Origin of the sequence: Paenarthrobacter sp. NPDC090517 (assembly GCF_044769165.1) — a bacterium.
GTDB lineage: Bacteria > Actinomycetota > Actinomycetes > Actinomycetales > Micrococcaceae > Arthrobacter.
The window spans coordinates 598,905-625,538 of sequence record NZ_JBIVXN010000001.1; the positions used below are offsets into that span (position 1 = coordinate 598,905).

At 61.4% G+C, this 26,634-nt stretch carries 19 protein-coding genes and 3 tRNA genes; 11 read left to right on the forward strand and 11 right to left on the reverse strand.

The annotated features are described in order from the left end of the window. Nucleotides 1–15: 15 nt before the first annotated feature. The 8 genes from ACIQTW_RS02775 to ACIQTW_RS02810 form a co-directional block, all read right to left on the reverse strand. Nucleotides 16–771 carry an ABC transporter ATP-binding protein gene (locus ACIQTW_RS02775; RefSeq protein WP_402933478.1) on the reverse strand — a complete coding sequence of 252 codons (756 nt, stop codon included), beginning with the start codon at nt 769–771 and terminating at the stop codon, nt 16–18. Next, complete coding sequence (locus ACIQTW_RS02780; protein ID WP_402933480.1) at nt 768–3,578, reverse strand: FtsX-like permease family protein; 2,811 nt, start codon at nt 3,576–3,578, stop codon at nt 768–770. Before ACIQTW_RS02780 ends, ACIQTW_RS02775 begins: the two co-directional genes overlap by 4 nt. 208 nt (nt 3,579–3,786) lie before the next feature. After that, on the reverse strand, nt 3,787–5,382 hold the full coding sequence (gene serA / locus ACIQTW_RS02785) for a phosphoglycerate dehydrogenase (RefSeq protein ID WP_402933483.1): 1,596 nt from the start codon (nt 5,380–5,382) through the stop codon (nt 3,787–3,789). Between the two features lie 291 nt (nt 5,383–5,673). Then, the gene (gene ilvC / locus ACIQTW_RS02790) at nt 5,674–6,699 is read right to left on the reverse strand and encodes a ketol-acid reductoisomerase (RefSeq protein ID WP_402933484.1); all 1,026 of its coding nucleotides are present in this window, start codon (nt 6,697–6,699) and stop codon (nt 5,674–5,676) included. A 66-nt stretch (nt 6,700–6,765) separates the two neighbouring features. Continuing rightward, the gene (ilvN, locus tag ACIQTW_RS02795; protein WP_011775174.1) at nt 6,766–7,278 is read right to left on the reverse strand and encodes an acetolactate synthase small subunit; all 513 of its coding nucleotides are present in this window, start codon (nt 7,276–7,278) and stop codon (nt 6,766–6,768) included. Nucleotides 7,279–7,280: 2 nt separating this feature from the next. Then, the gene (locus ACIQTW_RS02800) at nt 7,281–9,185 is read right to left on the reverse strand and encodes an acetolactate synthase large subunit (protein WP_402933487.1); all 1,905 of its coding nucleotides are present in this window, start codon (nt 9,183–9,185) and stop codon (nt 7,281–7,283) included. Between the two features lie 294 nt (nt 9,186–9,479). Beyond that, a complete protein-coding gene (gene ilvD, locus ACIQTW_RS02805) occupies nt 9,480–11,201 on the reverse strand; it encodes a dihydroxy-acid dehydratase (protein WP_402933489.1) in 1,722 nt (573 codons plus the stop codon). Nucleotides 11,202–11,332: 131 nt separating this feature from the next. Beyond that, entirely contained in the window at nt 11,333–12,265 is a 933-nt protein-coding gene (locus ACIQTW_RS02810) for a LysR family transcriptional regulator (protein WP_402933491.1), read from the reverse strand. A gap of 179 nt (nt 12,266–12,444) precedes the next feature. On the opposite strand from ACIQTW_RS02810, the gene ACIQTW_RS02815 reads away from it, so the two are divergent. The 4 genes from ACIQTW_RS02815 (at nt 12,445) to ACIQTW_RS02830 (ending at nt 15,154) form a co-directional block, all read left to right on the forward strand. Further along, entirely contained in the window at nt 12,445–13,488 is a 1,044-nt protein-coding gene (locus tag ACIQTW_RS02815) for a hypothetical protein (protein WP_402933492.1), read from the forward strand. Between the two features lie 40 nt (nt 13,489–13,528). Further along, a complete protein-coding gene (locus tag ACIQTW_RS02820; RefSeq protein WP_402933494.1) occupies nt 13,529–14,692 on the forward strand; it encodes a PQQ-dependent sugar dehydrogenase in 1,164 nt (387 codons plus the stop codon). A gap of 117 nt (nt 14,693–14,809) precedes the next feature. Then, nucleotides 14,810–14,885: transfer RNA gene (locus ACIQTW_RS02825), tRNA-Lys, on the forward strand. Nucleotides 14,886–15,078: 193 nt separating this feature from the next. Next, nucleotides 15,079–15,154: transfer RNA gene (locus tag ACIQTW_RS02830), tRNA-Lys, on the forward strand. Nucleotides 15,155–15,250: 96 nt separating this feature from the next. On the opposite strand, the gene ACIQTW_RS02835 is transcribed toward ACIQTW_RS02830, so the two are convergent. Continuing rightward, complete coding sequence (locus ACIQTW_RS02835; protein ID WP_402933496.1) at nt 15,251–15,712, reverse strand: MarR family winged helix-turn-helix transcriptional regulator; 462 nt, start codon at nt 15,710–15,712, stop codon at nt 15,251–15,253. An 84-nt stretch (nt 15,713–15,796) separates the two neighbouring features. On the opposite strand from ACIQTW_RS02835, the gene bcp reads away from it, so the two are divergent. The 7 genes from bcp (at nt 15,797) to ACIQTW_RS02870 (ending at nt 24,885) form a co-directional block, all read left to right on the forward strand. Beyond that, nucleotides 15,797–16,270: a thioredoxin-dependent thiol peroxidase gene (gene bcp / locus ACIQTW_RS02840; protein ID WP_402933498.1), complete on the forward strand. Its 474-nt coding sequence runs from the start codon at nt 15,797–15,799 to the stop codon at nt 16,268–16,270. Nucleotides 16,271–16,332: 62 nt separating this feature from the next. Then, nucleotides 16,333–16,414 (forward strand) — tRNA-Leu (locus tag ACIQTW_RS02845). A 168-nt stretch (nt 16,415–16,582) separates the two neighbouring features. Further along, on the forward strand, nt 16,583–18,250 hold the full coding sequence (locus ACIQTW_RS02850) for an ABC transporter substrate-binding protein (protein ID WP_402933500.1): 1,668 nt from the start codon (nt 16,583–16,585) through the stop codon (nt 18,248–18,250). A 79-nt stretch (nt 18,251–18,329) separates the two neighbouring features. Then, nucleotides 18,330–19,835, forward strand: a complete 1,506-nt coding sequence (locus tag ACIQTW_RS02855) for a malate:quinone oxidoreductase (protein WP_402933502.1) — start codon at nt 18,330–18,332, stop codon at nt 19,833–19,835. 67 nt (nt 19,836–19,902) lie between these two features. Then, the gene (locus ACIQTW_RS02860; protein ID WP_402933504.1) at nt 19,903–23,148 is read left to right on the forward strand and encodes an efflux RND transporter permease subunit; all 3,246 of its coding nucleotides are present in this window, start codon (nt 19,903–19,905) and stop codon (nt 23,146–23,148) included. Between the two features lie 151 nt (nt 23,149–23,299). Next, the gene (locus ACIQTW_RS02865) at nt 23,300–24,424 is read left to right on the forward strand and encodes an LLM class flavin-dependent oxidoreductase (protein ID WP_402933506.1); all 1,125 of its coding nucleotides are present in this window, start codon (nt 23,300–23,302) and stop codon (nt 24,422–24,424) included. Beyond that, nucleotides 24,424–24,885 carry a MarR family winged helix-turn-helix transcriptional regulator gene (locus ACIQTW_RS02870; RefSeq protein WP_054808488.1) on the forward strand — a complete coding sequence of 154 codons (462 nt, stop codon included), beginning with the start codon at nt 24,424–24,426 and terminating at the stop codon, nt 24,883–24,885. Before ACIQTW_RS02865 ends, ACIQTW_RS02870 begins: the two co-directional genes overlap by 1 nt. Before the next feature lie 16 nt (nt 24,886–24,901). On the opposite strand, the gene ACIQTW_RS02875 is transcribed toward ACIQTW_RS02870, so the two are convergent. Continuing rightward, nucleotides 24,902–25,708, reverse strand: a complete 807-nt coding sequence (locus ACIQTW_RS02875; RefSeq protein WP_402933510.1) for a transglutaminase family protein — start codon at nt 25,706–25,708, stop codon at nt 24,902–24,904. 69 nt (nt 25,709–25,777) lie between these two features. Continuing rightward, nucleotides 25,778–26,632, reverse strand: coding sequence for a hypothetical protein (locus ACIQTW_RS02880; protein WP_402933512.1), 855 nt, complete (start codon nt 26,630–26,632; stop codon nt 25,778–25,780). Nucleotides 26,633–26,634 lie beyond the last annotated feature (2 nt).

Below are 26,634 nucleotides of genomic sequence, written 5' to 3' on the forward strand. Positions count from 1 at the left end.
TTGGGATGAAATAGCTTAGTTAAGTTCGGTCAGCGTATCGCTGAGCCGGACCAACTCATGGTCGTGGGAGGCAACCAGAACGGCAATGCCATCACTGGTGGTGTCCTTGAGAATGCCGATGATGCGGTTGGCCGCTGCACGGTCAAGGCTGGCCGTAGGCTCGTCCACCACCAGAACACGGGTGCCCAGAATCAGCGCACGGGCAATGGCGACACGCTGGCGTTCACCACCGGACAGCTGCGCCGGACGGTGGCGCATACGGCGTCCGAGGCCCACCAGGTCCAGGAGGTCTTTCGCCATCTCCGTACGCTGTTCCACTTCGCCATCGGGTACGGCGGGGAGCAGGACGTTCTCCAAGGCGCTCATGCCATCGATCAAGGCGCCGCCTTGATCCACGTAACCAATCAGGGCCCGTCGGCGGTCCGCGATCTCGTCGTCGCCCATAGTGTCCAGCGGCTGGCCTTCCCAGAAGACCTTGCCCGACGTCGGAAGCGTCAGTCCTGCGCTCACCGTCAGGATGCTGGTCTTACCGGAACCACTTCGTCCGGCGACGCAGTGCATCTCGCCGGCGTGAAGGGTGAGGTTGAAGTCGTCAACGACGTCCACTTCCTCGGCACCGCCCTTGTCGCCACCGTAATGAATGGTGACCCGGCTCAGTTCCAAAGGAGTTGCATGGTCCGTGGCCCTCACGATGGTGTTGGCACGGGTCTGCAGCGACTCGTCCGCGGATTCCGGGGTGGCCTTCAGCTCGGGGTTGAGGTTGTCAGTCATTTGACTACTTTCGTTGCAATCGGAATCCAGCAAATTACGGCCAGCAGACCGGCCAGACCGGCCCAAAGAGCCGCGTAGGGAGCCAGGAGCAGTCCCAGCCCCAGGGCACCAAGGACACCCAAGGGAAGTGCCACTGTGCCCACAAGTGCGTTTTCGAAGAAGCGGACCTGGCCAAGCATGTCCGGGTTCCAGCCCATGGCACGCAAAGTACCGAGGTACTCCCGTTTGGCATGCAGTTCGAAGCGACCAGTGACCAAGGTCAGGAGGAGGCCAACAACCACACCGAACACAGCGAGGATGACGCTCGGCAAGGCGATGCTGGCAGCGGCCAGACCACTCAAAGCGCTGGCGCCTGCTGCTCGGGGAATGTCGATCAGGAGGGCGATCAGGGCACCGACTGCGGCGCCGAACACACCCACAGCCACAGCCAGGGAGATGGAGTTGAAGCGGTTGGTGGTGAGCTGCCTGTTGGCGAACGTCAGGGGCGAGTCAACGGTCACCAGGCGTTCGTCGTGCTGCGGTTCCTGATCAATCACCACGCGGTGGCGCAGCTGCTGCGCGGCGAGCAAGGCGGCAGCGCTGTAGATGACCAGCATCGTGACCGAGACGATCACGGTGGCAATGTTCCAGCTCAGCAAGCTGAGGATGATTCCCGCTGCTGCGAGGGCTGCAGCTCCCACAGCGAATTCTTCCAGGACCCAGGAGCGGATCCGTTTCTGGGTCCAACCCATGGCGCGGAGGATTCCGGCTTCGCTTCGGCGTTGTCGGATGTAGCTGACTGTGGAAGCGCCTGTCAGGAGAGTTGCACCAAGCAGCGTGAGGAAAAGAAGGGTGATGTTGGTTCCGGTAAGGGAGCCCGACACGGCATCGGCCGCATCCTGGCGCACCCACGACTGCTGCACGGTGCCCAGGGGTGATTCCTTGCCGGCGTCGTCCTTGCTGTAGCCGGGGACAAAGATATTGGCATCTTCACGTGCGGAACCAGCCACGACGGTAGCCTCCAGGCCGAGCTCGCGGATCTGGGTGGCCAACTTCTCAACCTCGGGCTGTGCCGTCTTCCAGTTTCCGGTTGCTGACGCCTTGACACGGATAGCGTCGATGACGTCCGCATTGGTGTCGTAACCACGTGCGGCTGCCAGACCGTAATAGTCGGTGATGGCGCCGGCGGACTGGCTGACCAAACCTGTAGCACTCAGCGATGGCTTCAGTTCCGTGCCCTCAACCTCTTTGCCCTCAGAGTCCTTGGTGAGAGTCATCGGCGTGGGATCGTACCCGCCCAGGGGCAGCTTATTGACATCCCCGGCAGCTGACTTCACCGCGGCAGGGTCGAAGGTTCCGTACACCATGGGCAGCGGCGTGGCCGGCTTCTTGCCTGTTTCCAGGTCTTCCCGGTAGGAGCGCTCGTCAACGGGCTTACGCTGGGTCTGGTCTACGGGGGCCCCGAAGGACGACTTCTCCGGCAGGCGGTTCACCGTTACCCAGTCCCCCGGTGTGGCGCTCTTGTCCGACGCGCCGTTGGAGGCTTCGTCGCCGTCCTTGTACTGAGGTGCTGCGGCAAATGCGGTGCTCCACGTGGCCGGGTTGTACAAACCCTGGCTGAAGGAGGCCGTGCTGCCCAGCAATTTGCTGTGATCGGTGGATCCGGGCCATTCGAGGGCGAACGGGGACTTGGACACGAACGGAAGGTAGTCCTTGTCCAGGGAACGCGTTACAGTGCCCACTTCGTTGACTACCTTGCCGCTTGCGTCAAGTTCCTCGATCTTCACCGAGTACTGCAGGTCAAGGGATGTGCCTGAACGGACAATCAGCGGAATGGCTTTGGAATCTTCAGTCAACAGGCCGTCGCGCTTGGCCTGCTGGTACTGCGTCATCAGCGGCGCCCAGTGCTTGAGCTTGACGCCCAGGAAATCAGGGCCTTCTTCCAACTGGTCCATGCTGAGGCCGGTGGTGAAGAGACTCTCGAAGTGGCGTCCGATGGCGCCCGCGTCACGGGCGTCCGCCGGAGGAGCCTTCTCCAAGGGTGCCAGGAAGTCTCCTGCCGAGCCCAGCAGCGCACGCTCAGCGGCAGGGTCGACGGCGACGACGGACTCTGTCACCTCAGGCGCCAAGGGAAGCGCAACGGAGAGATTAAAAAGGTTGTGCTCCGAGCCCAGGGCCGGGGCCGGGAACTTAACGCCTGTCTCGCCCTCGGGGCCGGCGATCCGAACGTTGGTGCCACCTGCCGTCTGTTCCTGGATCAGTCGGCCCTTGCCCAAGGTGCCTTCAGCGCTGGTCTTGAAAAGGGTTTTCTCGCTAGCTCCGTCCGAACTCGTGGCCGAGGCGGTCAGGCGGTACTTCTTGGGGGAATCAGGCAGTACCGATTCCGCTGCAGGCCACTTGCTGGCATCCATGGCGGATGGATCCCCGGCAGTCACTGCGCCGGCAAGGCCCGCGTTGTAGCCCAGGTAGTCCATGGCGTTGAGGCGCGGAGCTTCAAGGTTCTGCGATACACGCGAGACCAGGCTGATGGGTGCGGCCACGGCCGTTTGGCCCATGGTCCGGATCTTCTCCAGCTGCTCAAAGCTAATGCCGCCTTGGCCGTTGGCGATTTCCGGCTGAATCAATGCACCGCCGTCGCCATCTTGTGATTGGTCAGGCTTTGCCTGGACCAGGATGTCGTAGAGTCCCCGCGAGTTCTCGTCCACTGTCCTGTTCAGAGCCGCCTGCGACTGGCTCTGGACGAGGACGGACAAGCACATGGCGACGATCAAAATGGCCGCGGTCAGCAGCAGCACACGGCTTCTGATGAACCTTTGGACGGCGTTCATTGGGCTCCCTGAGACCTTGATTGCGGGCGCGCACACACGCACCGTGATTCCTCAAAAGACACAGAGGAAGACCGGGCTGTATGTGCAAAAAGTTGTGGCCGGCCTGCTGCCGGGTCCGAATCCCGGACCCAGCCATTGTAAGCAGACCGGCCACTCCTGCGTGCCAGGTGTGTCGCCGGCACGCGAACCTGGCTGATGAAGATCGGTGCTAGTCCTCCAGGTCCACTTCGCGAACCATCTCTGCGCCGATACCGGCCTTGATGGCTTCGAGCACCTGCTGCGGAACAGAACTGTCGATGGTCAGGAGCGCGAGAACCTGGCCGCCTTCGGTCTGGCGGGCAACCTGCATCCCGCCGATGTTGATGTTGTTCATGCCAAGAATGTGTCCGATGGTGCCAATCACACCCGGACGGTCCGCGTAGGCCACAACAACCAGGTGCTCACTGATGGGAATTTCGACGTCGTATCCGTTGACGCCTACGAGCTTCTCCACCTGCTTGGGACCCGTGAGGGTACCGGCAACGGAGATCTGCGAACCATCGCTGAGGGCACCACGGATGGTCAGGACATTGCGGTAGTCCTCGGCGTCCGGGGTGGTGATCAGACGGGTGTTGATGCCGCGCTGTTCAGCGATTACCGGAGCATTCACGTAGGAGACCTGCTCCGTGACCACATCAGCGAAGACGCCCTTCAGCGCGGCCAGTTCGAGTACCTTGACGTCCAGCGCGGCAATTTCGCCGGCCACCTCTACGTCGATCTGGGTCAGGGACGCGTGGGTTAGCGCCGTGAAGATCCGGCCCAGCTTTTCGATCAGCGGGATACCCGGACGAACATCCGGAGCGATGACGCCCCCGGCAACGTTTACGGCGTCGGGCACCAGTTCGCCTGCAAGGGCAAGGCGAACCGACTTGGCCACTGACACGCCGGCCTTCTCCTGAGCCTCATCCGTGGAGGCACCGAGGTGCGGGGTGACAACTACGTTATCGAGCTCGAAGAACGGAAGGTCGGTGCTGGGTTCCTTGACGAAGACGTCCACGCCGGCGCCGGCGATCTGGCCCTCTTTCAGAGCGGTGTACAGCGCTTCCTCGTCCACCAGGCCACCACGTGCCACGTTGATGACATACGCTGATTCCTTCATCTTCCGGAAGGCGTCAGCACCCAGCATGCCTACCGTCTCCGGTGTCTTGGGCATGTGGATGGTGACGAAGTCGGCGTTTTCCAGCAGTTCATCCAGGGTGACAAGCTTGACGCCCAACTGGGCTGCGCGTGCAGCCGTGATGTAGGGGTCATAGGCGAGGATTTCGGTTTCGAATCCCTGCAGGCGTGCCGCCACCAGTGCACCGATACGGCCAAGGCCGATGATTCCGATCTTCTTCTCGAATAGTTCAATGCCGGTGTACTTTGAGCGCTTCCACTCGCCGTTCTTCAGCGCAGAGCTGGCCTGCGGGATGTGGCGGGCGAGGCTAAGGATGTGGCCCACAGTGAGCTCTGCGGCAGAAACGATGTTGGACGTCGGGGCGTTGACCACCATGACGCCCGCTTGGGTTGCGGACTTGATGTCAACGTTGTCCAGCCCCACGCCGGCGCGGGCGATGACCTTGAGGTTCTTGGCCGCAGCGATGGCTTCGGCATCCACCTGGGTGGCCGAACGCACCAGGATGGCGTCGACGTCGGCAATGGCGGACAGCAACTGGGAACGGTCGGCGCCGTCGGTCTGTCGGATTTCAAAGTCCGGGCCCAATGCCTCGACTGTGGCGGGCGAAAGTTCCTCGGCGAGGAGGACAATGGGTTTGCTGACTGACACGGGGTGGCACCTTACTTTGGACAACTTTGGACAGAACTGGACAAGGAGCGGATGCGTGGCCCGGGGCGCGGCGCCGGGACCAGCCCAGAATATCGAATCCGGGCGGGGTTTCCGGTGCCGGGGAGGGATGTTACGGCCGGACCGGTAGCTGTTGTGAAGAAGTTCACAGCCCAAGAGGCTGGGCAATTCACTGGAGAAAATGGTGTCGGTGGAGAAACGACGACGCCCGCCCGGCTATGTTGTCCGGACGGGCGTCGTAGTGCGCCGGCTGTTTAGGCCGGCACCGAAGGATCAGCGTGCTGCGGAACCTTCAACGTAGTCAGCGTCCTGCTGCTGCCAGGAGAACAGGGAACGCAGTTCGCGGCCGACCTCTTCGATCGGGTGCTGCTCTGCTTTGGCACGCAGTTCCTTGAACTCGGTGCCACCGTTGTCCTGATCGTCGATGAAGCGCTTGGCGAAAGCACCGCTCTGGATGTCAGCGAGGACAGCCTTCATGTTTTCCTTCACCTCGGGGGTGATGACGCGCGGGCCGGAGACGTAGTCGCCGTACTCTGCGGTGTCGGAGACGCTCCAGCGCTGCTTGGCAATGCCGCCTTCCCACATGAGGTCAACGATGAGCTTGAGCTCGTGGAGAACCTCGAAGTAGGCGATCTGCGGCTGGTAGCCGGCTTCGGTCAGGGTTTCGAAGCCGTACTGGACGAGCTGGGAAACGCCGCCACAGAGAACGGACTGTTCGCCGAAGAGGTCGGTCTCGGTCTCTTCCGTGAAGGTGGTCTTGATGACGCCGGCGCGGGTTCCGCCGATGGCCTTGGCGTAGGACTTCGCCAGGTCCCAAGCAGAACCGGTTGCGTCCTGCTCAACAGCGATGATGTCCGGGATACCGCGGCCGGCTTCGAATTCGCGGCGCACGGTGTGGCCCGGAGCCTTCGGGGCGATCAGGATGACGTCAACGCCTGCCGGAGCTTCGATGTAGCCGAAACGGATGTTGAAGCCGTGGGCGAAGGCCAGTGCCTTGCCCTCGGTCAGCTTGTCCTTGATGGAGTCGTTGTAGATGGAGCGCTGGTGCTGGTCCGGTGCCAGGATCATGATGACGTCTGCCCATTCGGCGGCGTCCGCAACGTTCTTGACAGTGAAGCCTGCGTCCTGTGCCTTGGCGGCCGACTTGGAGCCGTCCTTCAGCGCGATAACAACATCGACGCCGGAATCGCGCAGGTTAAGTGCGTGGGCGTGGCCCTGGGAGCCGTAGCCAACGATGGCTACCTTGCGGCCCTGGATGATCGACAGGTCTGCGTCGTCGTCGTAGAACATTTCAGTCACTTGCGTAACTCCTCTTGAGTGGTTTCTTAGATATTGATAGTGGTGCTGCGGTACTGGACGCAACGCTCACGCGGAGCGCAGCGCCCTGTCACTCATGGAGCGGGATCCCCGTCCAACGGCCAAGGTGCCGGACTGCACGATTTCACGGATGCCGAACGGCTCGAGCACTGAAAGCAGCGCAGCAAGCTTCTCGGGGGTACCGGTTGCCTCAATCACCAACGAGTCTGTGGACACGTCGACGACGGCGGCACGGAACAGGTCTGCAGCCTGGGTAACCTGCAGACGTGTCGCGGCATCCGCACGTACTTTGACCAGGATGTGGTCACGTTGTACGGAAGATTCAGAAGTCAGCTCAACAATCTTAATGACGTTGACCAACTTGTTGAGCTGCTTGGTGACCTGCTCGATGAGGTCGCCGTCGGCGTCGACGACAACCGTCATGCGGGACATGCCAGGAACCTCGGTGGGTCCCACAGCCAGGGAATTGATGTTGAACGCGCGCCGGGCGAAGAGGCTGGCCACGCGGGTCAGCACGCCGGGCTTGTCTTCTACCAGAACGGACAGTGTGTGACGGCTCATGCCTAGTCCTCCTCTTCCCATTCCGGGGTCATGTTGCGGGCAACCTGGATCTGGTCGTTGCTGACGCCCGAAGGCACCATCGGCCACACCATCGAGTTGGGGCTGACCACGAAGTCGATGACCACGGGACGGTCATTGATTTCGAGTGCCTTCTGGATGGTGGCATCGATGTCTTCGTCGCGCTCACAACGCAGTGCAGCGCAACCGTAGGCATCGGCCAGTTTCACGAAGTCCGGAATCCGGATGGTGTCGTGGCCTGTGTTCAGATCCGTGTTCGAATAGCGGCCCTCGTAGAACAGCGTCTGCCATTGGCGGACCATGCCCAACGAGGAGTTGTTGATGATGGCGACCTTGATCGGGATGTTGTTGATGGCGCAGGTGGCCAGCTCCTGATTGGTCATTTGGAAACAGCCGTCACCGTCGATGGCCCAGACCACGCGGTCCGGTTCACCGACCTTGGCACCCATGGCAGCCGGAACCGAGTATCCCATGGTTCCTGCGCCACCGGAGTTCAGCCAGGCGTGAGGCCGTTCGTACTTGATGAACTGGGCGGCCCACATCTGGTGCTGGCCCACACCGGCTACGTAGATACCTTCGGGACCCGTGAGCTCGCCGATGCGCTTGATCACGCGCTGCGGGGCGGTGAGCCCGTCCTCGGGCTCGGTCCATCCCAGTGGGTACGTGTCGCGAAGGTTGCCCAGGAAGGCCCACCACGAGTCCAGGTCCGGGGTCCCGCTCAATTCGAACTGCGTCTTCACGGCCTCGGTGAGTTCGGGAATGATTTCCTTAACCGAGCCAACGATCGGGACATCGGCGGTGCGGTTCTTGGAAATTTCCGCAGGATCGATGTCAGCGTGGATGACCTTGGCAAAGGGGGCAAAGGTCTTCAGCACGCCGGTAACACGGTCATCGAACCTCGCACCGAGGGTAATCAGGAGGTCGGCCTGCTGAAGCGCGGTCACGGCGGAGACAGAGCCATGCATGCCGGGCATGCCAACATGCTGCGGATGCGAATCAGGGAACGCGCCGCGTGCCATCAAGGTGGTGACCACGGGAGCGCCGGTAGCCAGCGCGAGCTCCATGAGCTCTGCGGAGGCATGGCCCTTGACCACGCCGCCTCCCACATAGAGGACCGGCTTGCTGGCGGCAGCGATCAGCTTTGCAGCTTCGCGGACCTGCTTGTTGTGGCCACGCACTACAGGGCGGTAGCCCGGCAAATCCACCTTCGGCGGCCAAGAGAAAGTCATCTGGCCAACCTGGGCGTCTTTGGCGATGTCCACCAGGACGGGGCCGGGGCGGCCAGTGGACGCGAGGTGGAAAGCCTCTGCCATGACATGCGGGATGTCGTTGGGGTCGGTCACCAGGAACGAGTGCTTGGTAATGGGCATCGTGATACCCACGATGTCCGCTTCCTGGAAGGCATCGGTGCCGATGACTCCGCTGGAGACCTGGCCGGTGATGGCCACCATCGGCACGGAATCCATGTGGGCATCCATGATGGCGGTAACGAGGTTGGTGGCACCGGGTCCCGAGGTGGCGATGCAAACGCCAACCCGTCCGGTAACCATGGCGTAGCCTTGCGCGGCGTGGCCGGCTCCCTGTTCGTGACGGACCAGGATGTGATTCATGCTGGAGGCCATCAAGGGGTCGTAGGTGGGCAGGATCGCGCCACCGGGCAAACCGAAAATATCGTCCACGCCGAGTTCTTCGAGCGAACGGACAATTGCTTGCGAGCCGGACATCACCGTTGGGGGTACAACGGTGTTCGGCCCAAGTACAGGAGAGAGAGGTGCAGCAGCGTCGACGACGACGGACTCAGCCGTACGGTCGACCTTTTCCGGAGCTTTGTGGGCTCCAGCGGACTTTGCAGCCATCAGCGAGGGGCTGATCGGCGATCCTTTGCTCATCGGACTCTTCCTTAGTGGATCTTCAATAGGTGGGTCTTGCTTCGGGGAATAAAAAAACCCCTCAGCCTTCCGGCTCTTCGAGGGGTTTGCGCGTGACGGTTCGTTACCAGTCGGGCTAAGCCACGCGCTTGGTAAGGACGACGATGCCGACGGTAACGAATGTGATCATGCGTTCAGTGTTCCCTCAAAGTGAGATACGTGTCAATTGACCACTATCGTATCTCACTATTTGGACAGCAATGTCCGCCTGCCGGACTCCGGCCGCCTCTCGGCAGCCGAAGTCCAAAGCAGGAACTACCCGCAGTACGCCCCCGTGGAGGCACTGTGGACAAGCTTGGCGTACTTGGCAAGCACACCCTTGGTGAATTTGGCTGGCAGCGGCTCCCAGCCCTGCTTGCGGGCCTCCAGCTCGGCTTCGTCCACCAGGAGGTCGAAGGACCGGGCAGCGATATCCACGCGGATGCGGTCGCCGTCCTTCACGAAGGCGATGGGCCCGCCGTCGACGGCTTCCGGCGCAACGTGGCCGATACACAGGCCCGTTGTGCCTCCGGAGAAGCGGCCATCGGTAAGCAGCAGGACATCCTTGCCAAGGCCTGCACCCTTGATGGCTCCGGTAATGGCCAACATCTCGCGCATTCCGGGGCCGCCCTTGGGGCCTTCATAGCGGATGACCACGACGTCACCTTTGTTGATTTCGCCGTTGTCCAACGCACTGAGGGCGCCCTGCTCGCGCTCGAAGACACGTGCAGTTCCTTCGAAGACGTCAGCATCGAAGCCGGCACTCTTCACAACGGCGCCTTCGGGGGCCATGGAACCGTGAAGGATGGTGATGCCACCGGTTTTGTGGATGGGGTTGTCCAAGGCGCGGAGGATCTTGCCATCAAGGTCCGGCGGGTTGATCGAGGCGAGGTTTTCGGCAAGGGTCTTGCCAGTAACGGTGAGGCAGTCACCATGCAGCAGTCCGGCATCGAGCAGCGCCTTCATGATGACCGGTACGCCGCCGATCTTGTCCACGTCGGTCATAACGTAGCGCCCAAAGGGCTTAAGGTCCCCCAAGTGCGGGATTTTGTCGCCGATGCGGTTGAAATCGTCCAGGGTCAGCTCGACTTCGGCTTCGCGGGCAATCGCCAGCAAGTGCAGTACAGCGTTGGTGGAACCACCAAAGGCCATGGTGACGGCGATGGCGTTCTCGAACGCCTTTTTGGTCATGATGTCCCGGGCCGTGATGCCCAAGCGCAGCAGGTTTACTACCGCTTCGCCGGACTTGCGGGCGAAATCATCACGACGGCGGTCTGCCGACGGCGGGGCGGCTGAACCAGGAAGGGACATACCCAAAGCCTCGCCGATGCAGGCCATGGTGTTGGCCGTGTACATGCCGCCACAGGCACCTTCGCCGGGACAGATGGCTTTTTCAATGCGGGTAAGATCTTCCATGCTCATTTTGCCGGCGGCACAGGCACCCACGGCCTCGAAGGCATCAATGAGGGTGACTTCCTTCTCCGAGCCGTCCTCCAGCTTGACCCAGCCCGGCATGATGGAGCCCGCATAAAGGAACACCGACGCGAGGTCCAGGCGGGCAGCAGCCATGAGCATGCCCGGAAGGGACTTGTCACAGCCGGCCAGGAGCACGGAGCCGTCGATGCGCTCGGCCTGCATCACAGTTTCCACGGAATCGGCGATGACCTCACGGGAAACCAGGGAAAAGTGCATGCCCTCGTGGCCCATGGAAATACCGTCCGAGACCGAGATAGTGCCGAACTGCATCGGGAAGCCACCACCGGCGTGGACGCCTTCCTTGGCACCTTGCGCCAGGCGGTTCAAGGAAAGGTTGCAGGGCGTAATTTCGTTCCACGAACTGGCAACACCAATTTGGGGCTTGGCGAAGTCGTCGTCGCCCATGCCCACAGCACGGAACATGCCACGGGCGGGCGCCGCGTGAATGCCGTCGGTCACCACCCGGCTGCGTGGTTTGATGTCCGGCGTATTGTCTGTCGCAATTCGGGTGGTGTCACTCATGGTCCAAAGTCTATGTGCACCGGGCGGCTGCGAACGTTGCCGCACGCAGGGTTAAGCCCAAACTGCCGAATGTTGCGATTTTCCGGCCATCCTGCCCGCAAGCAATGGTCCGCGCCCAGGCGGTCCGCATCTCACGCGGTGGGATGTGACTCATTGAGTTCCCTGGCAATGGATTCAGCTTCGCTCTTGAGCATGTCCAGGACGCTGGCAATGGTGGCCCGCGCGGCAACTTCCTGCCGCGACAAAGCCACGATGCTTCTGCTTGCCTTAACGTCTGTAAGAGGCCGAAGAACGAGCCCCCGCCGCGCACTTGCCCGGGCAGTGTACCGAGGCAGTAGGCAGATGCCATGCCCCGCGCCCACCAAAGCCTCAAGCACCCTCAGATCCGGATATCGCTGACCCCTCAGGGCCTGCCGGCCAGCATGGAGTTCGATCTGGCGGAGGACGGTGTCGAAGGGGAAGCCCTCGGGGACGCCGATCCACGGGTAATCAACAACATCCTGGGGGCTTAGCCGGGCTTTTGATGCCAGGGGATGGCCGGCCGGCATGGCAACGTCCAGGGCTTCCTCCAAAAGCGGCACTACAGTCAGGCCCCGCCGGGCAAAAACTTCCGGCCCGTCCACGCTGTGGGCCAGCACGATGTCGTAGTCCGCTACCAAGGGAGCGAAGTGGGCGGTTCCCGGATCCTCGAAATGTGCATCGAAAGTCAGCCCGTCCACGGAGGAGACGCGGTGCAGCACTCCCGGAAGGAGCATTTCCGCTGCACTGGGAAAGAACGCAGCCGTAACGCGTGTTTGCCAACCCTTCCGGTAGGTGTCAATGGTGGACTCCGCCCGGGCCATGGCTGTGGCTATATCCGATGCTGCTGCCGCCATGGCCATCCCTGCTTCGGTCAACTGAACGCCCCGACCCACCTTCTCCACAAGGACAACACCGATCTCCGCCTGGAGTGTTTTCAGCTGCTGTGAAACGGCCGAGGCTGTGACATTCATGGCCTCGGCGGTGGCGCCGACACTTTGCCGGTCCGCTAATTCGCGCAGAATCTGCAGCCTTTTGAAGTCCATGGAGTCAGACTAGGCGACTCGCGGAGAATTACCTGACCATGATTTCCCGAGGCCCTAAATTAGTAAGGGGACTGTCAAATTAGGCGAAGCAGCAGGTCAAACGCTGGACAGCCCATAAGCAGGCACGTAACGTCGGGATTACCACGAGCTTCACCCCAGTGAGCAGAAGGGCCTCCACCATGGACTGGTTAATTTGGGTCATTGTCATTGTTTTGGTCGTCGCAATTGTTTGGTGGCTAATGAACCGCAACAAGACAGGAAACATAGATACCACCCCGAGCCAAGCTCCCGCGGATGATCGCCTTTCCGGGCCATCCAGCACGACTGCTCCGGCAGCGATGGAACCCAGCAACACAGCTTCCATGCCGGACCCCGCCGCAACGGCGGCAGGGGTGGCCGGCCTGGCTGGAGTGACCAACCTGGGCAGGACCGCCGCCGAAGGCAGCGGCCCGACTGTCGACGAACCAAGGGTTGCCGAACCAGACATTGCCGAACCAGACATTGCCGAACCAGACATTGCCGAACCCGGCACCCCCGAACCCCACCGTTCCGAGCCCGGTCCATCTGAAGAAATCCACGGCGCCTCCCCCGTCACTGATGACACGCAAGCCTGGCCCCGCACCGCCGTCGACGATTCACCAGCTCTTGCGGCCTCCGATGTCCAGCCGGCCACCACACCCGGATTGACAGTGGCCGAACCAGTCATCGCACCCCCCGCGGTGGCCGAGCCCGTGATTGACGAACCCGTTGTGGACGAACCCGTTGTGGACACGGACACGAAGATCCATGCCGCCGACGCCGGTGGCCCCGACGCTGGCGACGTTGACGACTGGGACTCAGGTTCTCCCGCCGCCGCCTCCAACGAGGCAGCAGATGAGGCAGCAGATAAGGCCGAGTGGGAGTCTTCCTGGACAGACGAGAGCGGCGCCCCTGTCCATCATCACGAGTACACCGATGCCCAATCCCCCACCCTGCCGGGAGCAGAGTCAGCAGCAGCCGAAGATTCGGCCGGCTCCGGTCACCTGGCAGTCGAGCATCCCTACGGCACCGGATCATCCAGCGCGCCAGGGGATGCGTATCCCGTCAAGGCCGACGCCTCGGCCATGACTTACCACGACGAAGACACAGCAGGGTATGACGACGCTGCTGCCGATGTCTGGTTCGAATCATCCGCACACGCGGAGGCTGCCGGTTTCCGCCCACCCCGCCGCAGCAGGCACTGAGAAAAACCCCGCGCAGCCAGGAATACAGGCGGGAAGGAACATGGGCAGGCGCTCTCCGGAACGGCATGGACGACTGGCGCCTGCCTCTGCGCTTGTGCTTGTCCTGTCGCTAACGGGATGCACTGGCAGTCCATCGTCGCCGGGCACCGCGGCAACACCCGACGCGTCAGCGACCCGGCAGGGGACAACCAGTCCAGCGACGTCCGCCCCCGGAACCGCCCAAACGATGCCCGCAGCGCCACAGATCCCGGAAGTCGCTCAAAAGCTCGACGTCGGATTGCAGCTGCCGTGGTCGGTCGTCTTCCTGCCAAACGGCACAGCTGTGGTCTCCGAGCGGGACTCCGCCCGAATCAAGGGCATCCACAACGGCCAGGCCACCACCATTGGCGAGGTGTCCGGCGTCGACCCCGGCGGAGAAGGCGGATTACTCGGCCTGGCCCTCTCGCCTGACTTCACAACGGACCGCTGGCTGTACGCATACTTCACCTCGCCAAGCGATAACCGGATTGCACGAATGAAGCTGACCGAGGACTCCGGTGGTCAATTGGTCCTGGGCGAGGCTGAAGTGATCTTTTCCGGAATGTCCAAGGCGTCAACCCATAACGGTGGTCGTATCCGCTTTGGCCCCGATGGGTTCCTCTACGTAGGCACCGGGGACTCACAGCGCCGGGAACAACCCCAGGATACAAACGCCCTGGGAGGCAAAATCCTTCGGCTCACACCGGAAGGACGCCCGGCGCCGGGAAATCCCTTCGGCGATAACCCCGTCTACAGCTATGGGCACCGGAACGTGCAGGGCCTCGCGTGGGACAGCGACGGACGCCTCTGGGCCAGCGAATTCGGGCCGGATGTGGATGACGAACTGAACCTGATCATCCCGGGCGGAAATTACGGTTGGCCTACAGTGACCGGCGCGCCGGCCAGAAGCGGACTGATCGATGCGAAGGTCGTCTGGCCATCAACGTCCGACGCCTCACCAAGCGGCCTCGAAATCGTGGACGGCATTGCCTACACAGGTGCGCTTCGTGGCCAAAGACTATGGGCGGTTCCGCTCGAGGGCGAGAACGCGGGCACCCCTGTGGCCTATTTCACAGGACAATACGGGCGACTCAGGGACGTAACCCGGGCTCCAGACGGCACCCTCTGGGTCATCAGCAACAACAGAAACCCTGATTTTGCGGTGATTCTGAAGGTTGGGCCGTGAGGCCGCAGGCGACAAGGCGCCGATTTCCCTCTTCGGGGGAAGTCGTGTAGAGTTACATGTCGTTGCGGAGATCGCCGGAGAAAGAAAAGCTTCCGGGTTTGATCAAAATCAACAGCTGCACCTCTAGCTCAACTGGCAGAGCAATTGACTCTTAATCAATGGGTTCCGGGTTCGAGTCCCGGGGGGTGCACCAAGCAAAAGGCCTTGGAGTGAATATCACTCCAAGGCCTTTTTTGTTGTTCAATACTCTTTCAAGGTCAATCAAATGGCGTGCATCACGGATTGTCCCTTTTGGTCTCCGGTAGTCAAATAGTGGTGTAGAGTTATTTGTCGTTGCGGAGGTCAACGGGGAATGTAAATTTCCCGGGTAAGCCGAAACAATAGCTGCACCTCTAGCTCAACTGGCAGAGCAATTGACTCTTAATCAATGGGTTCCGGGTTCGAGTCCCGGGGGGTGCACCATACAGGAAAGGCTCCGGATCGTATCTACGATCCGGAGCCTTTCTGTTTCCTTGCCGGGGTTCCTTTCGCGAAGGAAACCCCGGCCACAGGCTTGGGTCAGACTTGAGGCAGGTCGGTGTCCATCTGGTGCGATTCCGGCGCCGGCAGCCCGGCAAGGCCCCGGACAACGATCCGAAGTTCCTCCCGGAGGCGTGCGGTGTCCACGGCGACAGGCGACAGAACATCCTGCTCAAGCTTTACTGCTTCAGCAAGAGCGGCAATACCCGCATCGGTAAGGGTCACCACGTGACTTCTGCGGTCGGAATCACTACGTTGTCGGGTGACATGCCCGTGCAGCTCAAGCCTCGCGAGCGTGGTTCCCATGGTTTGGGCTTTGACCCGCGCAACTTCGGCCAAAGCCGCCTGCGTAATGGCACCCTTGGCAGCCAATACCTGCATGGCAATGACACCGGCGTGGGTAAGGCCGATGGACTTCAATTTTTCGTTCCACGAGATTTCCACCAGGCGTGCAGCTGTCGAAAGCAATCGGGTGGTGGGCCATCTCTCCATATCTGGCATGCCGACAGTATATGCGTGGAAGCGGTGAGGACGCGGCTTCTCCCACTAAACTGGGAAATCGCGATCACTGGCAAGGAGCACATTTTGGCTGAACGACTTATCCCGGGAGACATCGCCCCGGACTTCACACTTCAGGACGAAACCGGCAAAAGCATGAGCTTGAGGGACCTCCGGGGACGGAAAACCATCCTCTATTTCTACCCCGCGGCATCCACTCCCGGATGTACCAAGGAGGCCTGCGATTTTCGCGACACGCTCGGGTCCCTGCAAGCTGCGGGGTATGAAGTTGTTGGCGTCTCCCCCGACCCCGTCAAAGCACTCGCCAAGTTCAGCGCGGAAGAACAACTGACGTTCCGCCTGCTCTCGGACGAGGACCACTCCGTTGCCGAGGCGTATGGCGCCTGGGGCGAGAAGAAGAACTACGGCCGCACCTATATGGGGCTGATCCGATCCACCTTTGTGGTTGATCCCGATGGAAGGCTCTCCTTGGCGCAATACAACGTGCGCGCTACGGGACACGTTGCCAAGCTCCGGCGGGACCTCAAGCTGGACAAGTAGCGGGTACACTGGAGGCCGGTATATGGGATCGACCGTCCAACGGGCGGTCTGGTTGCCAGCCAGCGCGAGTGGTGAAATTGGCAGACACGCAGGATTTAGGTTCCTGTGCCTTCGGGCGTGGGGGTTCAAGTCCCCCCTTGCGCACAGATACACAAATACCCCCGGTTGCAGGACCGGGGGTATTTTTCTCCTCAAGCAGACGGGGCCATCCTGAAGGTGCGCTGGGAAGTGCACTCAGGACGTTCAACTAGACTGGAATGCGGTCTGGCCGAAGCCGGCCACAGCACTTCCAACCGGCTTGAGGGGACAAGAGTGGCAAGCAGCAAAAGGCGGCGCCTAAGCATTCAGTTCGGAGCTGCCGTAGTGGCTTTGGGACTGGCAGGATGCACAGGAACACCAGGCCCCGCACTGTCCACATCCGCCAGCAACTCCCCCGCCGTCGAACCCTCGGCAACTTTCAATTTCGGTACGGCGTCCATGCCGTTGGGCCTCGATCCTGCAGTCACCGCTGATTCCGAGTCCTACCGGGTCACCCGTCAAGTCCTCGAAGGACTCGTGGGGGTAGACGGCGAGACAGGCCAAACCACTCCCCTCCTGGCCACGGAGTGGAAGGACAACAACAACGGGCTGAGCTACGACTTCACGCTCCGGTCCGACGTGACATTTCACGACGGCACTCCACTGGACGCAACCGCAGTATGCGCCAACTTCAACCGCTGGTTCACCTTCCCCGAGGACCTCCGAAAGCAAGCACCCGGAATCTCCTTCCAAAGCGTGTTCAAGGCCTACTCCGACCAGCCGGTGTTCTCCATTTTCAAAGACTGCAAAGTGGTCTCGGCCAGCGACGTCCGGATCAATCTGACGCGGCCCTTCACGGGATTCCTCCAGGCTTTGACACTGCCTGCCTTCGCAATATCCTCTCCCGCCGCCCTGGAGGCACAAAAGGCCAACGTCCTTGACCAGGTCCGGAATGGCCAAACCATGTCCAGCTACGCCGGTCATCCCGTTGGTACGGGTCCGTATGAGTTCACTGGCTGGGACGAGAAGAAGATCACCTTGTCCAGCTACAAGGGCTATTGGGGCAACAGAGGACAGATAGCGACCATCAATTTCATCCCTTACGATCGCGCGGAAACGCGTCAACAGGCATTGCTGGACGGCAAAATTGACGCCTACGATCTTGTGACCTCCGGGACCTTTGACCAATTGGTCAAGAAGGGTGTCCAGATCATCCAGCGCGATCCGTTCTCGGTGATGTACCTCGGCATCAACCAGGCAGTCGCGCCGTTAGAGAAGCCCGAGGTCCGCCAAGCGATAGAAATGGCGATCGACAAGGAAGCGTTGATCCGCAAGTTCTTCATCGACAACACTGCGCAGGCATCACAGTTCGTGCCGCCCAAACTGAGTGGCTTCAACAACAATGCTCCCTCCTTGGGGTACAACCCGGAGAAGGCAAAAGAGCTCTTGAAGAAGGCCGGTTACAAGGGTGAAGAGCTGAAGTTCTACTACCCGCTCAACGCCACACGGGCCTACATGCCCACCCCGGAAAAGATCTACGCCGAACTTAGTCGCCAACTCGTGGCCGTCGGCTTCAACATCAAGCCGGTTCCCATCGATTGGGAAGACGGCTACCTCCAACGGGTCCAGTCGGCCGGTGACCGCGGCCTGCACTTGCTCGGTTGGAATGGCTCCTACGCGGACGCGGACAACTTCCTGGGACCCTTGTTCGGCGAATCACGGGCCGAGTTCGGCTACGCGGACTCGGAAGTCTTCCACAAGATAGAACGCGCGCGGGCCATGCCCGAAGGTGACGACCGCAACACCCAATATCAAGCCATCAACGCGGAGATCGCGGCGTCGGTACCGGCTGTGCCTATCGCCTTCCCCATCTCGGCCCTGGCGCTGTCCAACAAGGTGGAAAGCTACCCGGCTTCCCCCGTCCTCAACGAAGTTTTCACAAACGTCCGCCTAAAGCCTTGACGATTCCCCGCAATTTCAGTATTGAGTCTGCGCGGGGATATTCTGTGACAGCCAGTGCCGCCGCTAACGGAGATTGATCGTGACCTTCATTTCCAAGACTCAACATGCCGACGTCGTCCTTATTGGCGGTGGAATCATGAGTGCCACCCTTGGTGCGTTCATCAAGCAACTTGAACCCACCTGGACCATCTCCCTCTTCGAAAGACTCGACGAAGCAGGGCTCGAAAGTTCCGGACCATGGAACAACGCCGGCACCGGCCATGCTGCGCTGTGTGAGCTTAACTACTCTCCCGCAGCAAAAGACGGTTCCGTAGACCCCTCCAAGGCCCTGCACATCAACGAGCAGTTCCAGCTGTCCCGCCAGTTCTGGTCCCACTTGGTGGACAGCAACGTGATCGGGTCCCCCAAGGGTTTCATCAACACCGTCCCGCACATGAGCTTCGTCATTGGTGATGACCACGCGGACTTCCTGAAGACCCGGTACGAGGCCCTGAAGCCCAACACGCTGTTCCGCAGCATGGAATACACCGAGGACCAGGACCACATCGCCAAATGGGCACCCTTGATCGTCAAGGGCCGCGACCGCAAGCAGCGCGTTGCCGCAACCCGCGCGGCGGAAGGCACCGACGTCGACTTCGGGGCCTTGACCCGCGAACTGACCGGCTACCTGCAGAGCAGCGGTGCCGAGGTCAACTACGGACACGACGTCACCAACATCCACCGCGCAGCAGGTGGTGGATGGGACCTCTCCATCAAGCACCCCAAGTCCGGCGAACACGGCCGTATCCATGCAAAGTTCGTTTTCGTCGGAGCCGGCGGCGGTGCCCTCCACCTGCTTCAGGCGTCAGGTATTCCTGAAAGTAAGGGATACGGCGGGTTCCCCGTCTCCGGCCAGTTCTTCCGCTGCACCGATGACGCCATCACCTCCCAGCACAGCGCCAAGGTCTACGGCCAGGCATCCGTCGGCGCGCCGCCCATGTCCGTCCCGCACCTGGACACCCGCTACGTGGACGGCAAGCGTTCCCTCCTCTTCGGCCCGTATGCAGGTTTCTCCACCAACTTCCTGAAGACCTCCAGCTACCTGGACCTCCCACTGTCCATCCGACCGGGAAACATCATTCCCATGTTGGCCGTAGCCAAGGACAACATGGACCTCACCGTCTACCTCATCAAGGAGGTTGCCAAGCGGCACGAGGCCAAGGTGGAGGCCCTGCGCGAGTACTACCCCGAGGCAGCAGGAGGCAATTGGGAACTGATCACCGCCGGCCAGCGTGTACAAATCATCAAGAAGCACCCTCAGAAGGGTGGCGTCCTGCAGTTCGGCACTGAAGTCATCGCTTCCCGCGATGGTTCCATCGGCGCCCTGCTGGGCGCTTCCCCGGGTGCTTCAACCGCCGTGCCCATCATGATCGAACTGTTGCAAAAGTCGTTCCCCAAGAACTTCAAGGGATGGCAGTCCAAGCTCAAGGACATGATGCCGGGCTACGGCGTCAAGCTCAACGAGAATCCGGACCTGGCCGTGGAACTGGAAGCAAGCACCGCCAGGTCGCTGCAATTGGAAGTGGCCAACGCTATCCAAAGCTAGGCCACACCCGGGGCTGCGGCCGGTTCCCGTCAGTCGAATCGCTACGTAGACCGCAGGAGTCAATGCAATGTTCCGCTTGGCCAAACTGTCCCTGGGAAACCGGGCCCTGATCGCGCTGATCACCGTCTTTGCGGCGGTGTTCGGCGTGATCACCATGGGGTCGCTCAAGCAGGAACTCATTCCGTCCATCGAGTTCCCGCAGATCACCGTGGTGACCTCCATGCCCGGAGCCTCCCCGGAGGTTGTGGACAAGCAGTTGAGCCAGCCATTGGAAACCGCCCTGAACAGCGTTGAGGGTCTGGAGTCCACCACATCCACGTCCCGCAACGGCGTCTCGCAGATCACCATGGTGTTCACGTACGGATCCAACCTGGACCGGGCGCGCAACCAGATTGACCGGGCGATCTCCAATGCCAAGCGGGTACTGCCCGCCGACGTCGAACCCCAGTCCATTGCCGGCAACATCAGCGACTTCCCGATCGTCTATTTGGCGGTGTCCTCAGACAAACCCCTCAGCGAACTCAACGCTGACCTCCTGCGGCTCAGCGTTCCCCGGTTGCAGAAGATCGACGGCGTCCGCGGCGCCGATGTGACCGGCGGATCCAGCCAACACATCCTGATACAGCCCCGCCCCGCGGACCTCGCAACAACAGGAGCCTCGCTCCAGTCCATCAGCAATGCGTTGAAAAATAACGGCACCTTGGTTCCTGTCGGCACCATCGAGGATCAAGGCAAGACCCTGTCCCTCCAGCTCGGCAGCCCCGTGGATTCCCTGGACATCATCAAGGGACTGCCTTTGGCCGGCGCCAAGGGTGCTGCAACCATCGGAGCCGTGGCCGACGTCAGTATTGAAGACGACGCTGCTACTTCCATCACCCGTACCAACGGCAAGCCAACCCTGGCGCTGTCCGTCACGAAGAAGCCCGAGGGCGATACGGTGGCGATTTCGCATGCGGTGCGGGACGCCGTCGGCCCCATGGAAGACGAGCTCGGCAACAACGCGACCTTCACGCCGGTCTTCGACCAAGCACCCTTCATTGAGAAGTCCATCAAGGATCTCACTACCGAAGGGCTCCTCGGCCTGGGCTTTGCTGTCGCCGTCATCCTGGTTTTCCTGATGTCCGTGCGCTCCACCCTGGTCACGGCCGTATCCATCCCGTTGTCCCTGTTGATCACGTTTATCGGCATCTCCGCCACAGGCTATTCGCTGAACATCCTTACACTGGGTGCCCTCACCATTGCGATCGGGCGCGTGGTGGACGATTCCATCGTGGTCATCGAGAACATCAAGCGGCACCTCAGCTACGGCGAACACAAGCTAACAGCTATCCTGACGTCCATCCGCGAGGTGGCCGGAGCCATCACGGCTTCCACCCTCACCACCGTGGCCGTTTTCCTCCCTATCGCTTTCGTGGGCGACCTCGCCGGAGAGCTGTTCCGTCCCTTCGCTTTGACAGTGACCATTGCGCTGTTGTCGTCACTGTTGGTTTCCCTGACGATCGTTCCGGTCCTGGCCTACTGGTTCCTGTCCTCCCCCGGAAAAGGCGCTGAGGCACAGGCATCTGCCAAGGAAGCTGCCGAGAAGGCCCGTGAAGCCGAACAGAGGACTCGCCTCCAGCGCGGCTACCTTCCCATTCTTGCGAAGACTCAAAAGCATCCGGTCATTACCCTGTCCGCGGCAGCGCTGGTGTTGGTGGCGACCATCGCCGTCTCACCACTTCTGGCCACCGACCTGCTCGGCCGTTCCGGAGAGAACAGCATGACGGTGCGCCAAGTCCTGCCGCCGGGTACCAGCCTGCAGGCCACCAGCGATGAAGCGTCCAAGATTGAGGAATCCCTCAAGGGCATTCAGGGCATCAAGGACGTGCAGGTCACTTCAGGGAATGCCCAAACGGGCTTCGCCGCCCTTACGTCAACCGGCTCCTCGAACTCGACGTTCACCATTGTCACCGACGAGAAAGTAAACCAAGGCAAACTCCAGGACGAGGTCCGCGCCAGGCTGGAGGGGGCCGCCGGTAAAGTCACCGTTGGATCCCAGCAGGGAGGATTCGGTACTTCCTCTACTGTGGACATCACCATCAGGGCAGCGAACTCCGCAGACCTACAGACAGCAAGCGATGCCATGGTGAAAGCCATGGAAGGCGTCCCCGGCAGCTCCGAAGTCGCCACGAACCTCGCTTCAAAGCAGTCGGTGGTCCAGGTTCGCGTTGACCGGGCAAAGGCGGTGGCAGCAGGACTGACGGAGGAGCAGGTAGGCGCCTTCCTGGCATCCACCGTAAGCCCCATTCCCGCCGGTACGGTGCGGATCGAAACAAACGACTATCCGGTGCAAATTGGCGAGGGCACGCGCTTCACCAGCATTGCCGCAGTCCGTGCGCTCCAGCTCCCCACAGGCGGCGGTGGCGTCGCCCTGGAGACGATTGCCGCCGTCGAGCAGGTTGACACCCCCGTATCCATCACCAGCAGCAATGGGCAGAGGACCGCGAGGGTGACGGTGACGCCTTCCGGCTCCAACCTTGGCAGCGTCAGCGCCGCAGTGCAGGAACGGCTGGCAGCTGTGGAACTGCCCGCCGGGGTCACGGCAACTATCGGCGGTGCCACCACCCAGCAGGCTGAGTCCTTTCGGCAGCTTGGCCTGGCCCTCCTGGCAGCCATCGCGATCGTCTACGTGATCATGGTGGCCGCGTTCAAATCACTCATACAGCCGCTGATCCTGTTGGTCTCTGTACCCTTCGCTGCTACCGGTGCAGTGGGTCTGCTGTTGGTGACAGGCGTTCCGTTGGGCCTGCCGTCACTGATCGGCATGCTGATGCTGGTGGGTATCGTGGTCACCAACGCCATCGTGTTGATCGACCTCATCAACCAATACCGCAAACCACATGATGGCAGTCCGGGCATGAATGTTGCCGATGCCATCACGCAAGGTGCACGCCAGCGCTTGCGTCCCATCCTCATGACTGCACTGGCCACCGTATTCGCCCTGACTCCCATGGCGCTGGGCCTCACGGGTGGCGGAGGGTTCATTTCGCAACCACTGGCAATCGTGGTGATCGGTGGACTGGTTTCATCCACTGCCTTGACGCTGGTCCTGGTCCCGGTCCTTTACAAGCTTGTGGAGGGTCGCCGCGAGAAGAAGGATTTACTGAAAGCCCTGCAGGACAAGCCGACGACGACACGTGACGACCGACCCGGCGGCAGTGACAGCAGCAGCAACGGTAGCTCCAGCAACGGATCGGGCGAGTTCCAGGACTGGACCACTGGAATGATTCCGCGCGTCACGGGCCGCCGTGCAGCGCACAATCCCGGAGAATAACGGGCTCCCCAACGCATCAGCCCCTCGATAGGCAGGGCCGGGAACAATTCCAGGCCCTGCCCTGTTACAGGTATCGATACATGCAAATGCATCTAGTTTGAGGTACACTGTTTACAGAGCCCGGGACCTCGGGCAGGGAGAAAGGCACATCATGCAGATCGGCGTATTCAGCGTCAGCGACATCACCACCGACCCCACCACGGGCCGCACGCCTACTGAGAACGAACGCATCAAGGCCTCCGTCGCCATCGCCAAGAAGGTGGAAGAAATCGGCATGGATGTCTACGCCCTGGGCGAGCACCACAACCGGCCCTTCTTCTCCTCCTCCCCCACCACCACCCTGGCTTACATCGCAGCCCAGACCGAGCGCATCACGCTGTCCACGGCCACCACCCTGATCACCACCAATGACCCGGTCAAGATCGCCGAAGACTTCGCCATGCTCCAGCATCTCTCCGATGGCCGCGTGGATCTGGTCCTCGGTCGTGGCAACACGGCACCGGTTTACCCCTGGTTCGGCAAGAACATCCAGGACGGCATCGAACTGGCCATTGAGAACTACAGCCTGCTCCGCAAACTGTGGGATGAGGACACGGTGAACTGGTCCGGCAAGTTCCGCACACCCCTGCAGAACTTCACCTCAACACCGCGGCCGCTCGACGGCGTGGCCCCCTTCGTGTGGCACGGCTCCATCCGGACGCCGCAGATCGCAGAGGTCGCCGCTTACTACGGCGACGGGTTCTTTGCCAACAACATCTTCTGGCCCAAGGAGCACTACCAGCAGCTGATCGGCCTGTACCGCGAGCGCTACGAGCACTACGGACACGGCAAGGCAGACCAGGCAATTGTTGGCCTTGGTGGTCAGTTCTTCATGAGGAAGAACTCACAGGACGCGGTCAAGGAGTTCCGCCCGTACTTCGACAACGCGCCGGTCTACGGGCACGGGCCGTCCTTGGAGGACTTCACTTCGCAGACTCCACTGACCGTGGGCAGCCCGCAGGAAGTCATCGAGAAGACACTGACATTCCGCGAGGCCTTCGGTGACTACCAGCGGCAGCTGTTCCTGATCGACCACGCCGGCCTGCCCCTGAAGACTGTGCTGGAGCAGCTGGACCTCTTTGGCGAAGAAGTCCTGCCGGTACTCCGTAAGGAATACGCCGCCATGAAGCCGGCGCACGTGCCGGACGCACCGACGCACGCCTCACGCGTCGCCACCGCGTTGGAAGCCACGGTCAGCGAATCCGCCACTGCTGGTGCTGCGGGGCAGGACGCCTGATGTCCAGCCCTTCGGCCTCCTCCGCCGTTCGCCTCGCCGCCGAAACCTGGGAGTCGTTGTTCCGCTCCCAGGTGGCGGTGATGCGGAAGCTACAGTCGGGACCGGCATTCAAGACCCTGCCCGTCAAGGAATACGACGTGCTCTTCACGTTGTCCAAATGCCCTTCGGGCCAGCTTCGGCTAAATGAAATCAACGACAAAGTCCTGCTGAGCCAATCCAGTTTGAGCCGCTTGGTGGACCGTTTGGAGAAGCGCGGTTTGGTGGAAAGAACAACAGCGCCCGACGACGGTCGAGGAGTCCTGCTCTCACTCACCGAAGCGGGCAGTGAGCTTCAAAAAACCATCGGCCGGGAACATGTGCGGGACATCGCGCACCTGGTGGCGCCTGCGCTCACGGCCGAGGAGCAGCGGGAGCTTCTAAGACTGACTGAGAAACTCCGCGCCTCGGTAGCGGGGCACTGACGCAATTCGCCCGGCACTAACGCAAGCTGACGAGCTCCCGGGGGTCCTCCACCGGGAGCTCTCCGTTTACCGACGCACTGACCTTGAGCGTTTTCAAGGTCAGGCTGCCGCCTACGGTGGACAGGAACGCGGTATCCGATGAATCGCGTCCGGCAGTGATGCGGAGCATGGATTCACGGGGAGCGAGTCCGGTGGGGTCGATGATGTGCCAGGCTCCGTTAATGTGTGCCTCGGCAACAGCATGGAAATCCATGGGACTCAGCCCTGGAGCGTACACCGCCGCCAGGCGCGCAGGAACGTCCTTGGACCTCAACAGGGCGATTGCCAGATGCGCGAAGTCCCGGCACACGCCTTTACGGTGGAGCAAAGTTTCCACGGCTCCGTCAGTTCCCCGGGACGAACCGCTGACGTACCGCAATTCCCCGTTCACCCAGTTGCGTACAGCTTGGAGCAGTTCGGGACCTTGAAGGCTGCCGAACTCGGCATAGGAAGTAGGCAGCAGCCTGTCTGACTCCGCGTACCGGCTGGGTCTGACATACCTGATGAGCTCCATCGGGCTGGATGTATCCGGCTCTCCAAAGCCATGAACCGTTGCCCGATAGTCCACTGTTACCTCGCTGGGCTCAGTGAACTCCAGGTAGTGAAAGCGGCCGCCATGGTGGTCGCTGAGTTCGGCAAAGGGAACCTCAGCACCGTCCAGGGTGATGGACAGGGTTTCCTCCACTGCGTCGTAGCCATGGTTTTTGGCCACAGCTATGGCCATGGCCACCTTGGTGTTGGCTGCAGTCTTGAAAACGAGCGAGGCAGCAACATTGCGTTCCATTGATCTCCGGGGTGGGTTTCGGCGGGCATCCCCATCGCCGCCGTGTTTGTGAATCAGCCAATCGCAGGACTACAGATTGACCTTCAGAGACAGTAGCATCCGCTGGACATTGGCGAATTCAGATCCGTGGACCGCGTACTTCGCGGCCAGGTCCAGAGTATCGAAAGCCTTGGCCGGGGCCACCTTCTCGTCCGCGGCGAAGGCGTGGATCGCCAGGACGTCACCAAAGGAGATATCGCCCTTTCCGGCAGGGCCGAGCACCCTGTTCCTCAGTTCGCAGGACTGCCCGTCCACACCAGCCACCATATTGGTGATGCCGTAGGAGCCAAAAAACTTGTAACCCTGGACTACGCGGAAAACCACTCGCGGATCAATGGTGTCCGGGCCATCCGAGTGCGGGACGTCCAAGGGAACGCTGCTGATCACAACGTACGGGCGGGCCCGCCCGGCGGGACAGGCAACGGGCGCAGCCGAGGGCAGGCCAGTTTGGAGGGTGGCGATATAGCGTCCTTCAGCATCCTTGACCTCCACCTTCACTGCGTGGGCCAGAGAGCCGGCCTCCGGCGTCACCGATTGGGCTATCCACTCCTGCGGTAGCTCAAAGCTGACGGTTTTGGCGGAGTCCGTGTACGTCTTCCAAGACACCGCCGTTGCGGCCGGGCTGGGTTCCGCGCTGGCCGACGCGCTGTCGTCTGCGCCAGGGGATACGGACGGCGAGCCGGCCGCGGAGCCCGTTGCCGGCGTCGTGCTTTCCGCAGTGCCTGTCCCTGATTCCGAACTGTTGGGCTGGGAGCTGGCCGTGGAGGTTACTTGCGGGCCTTTGTTTTCAGCGGAGCAGGAGGTGGTGGCCGCGAGTACGGAACCCGCCAGTACCACGGCAGCGAACTGCATCGGAATGCGGCGCAGGTTCAGGATGCCCTTCATGA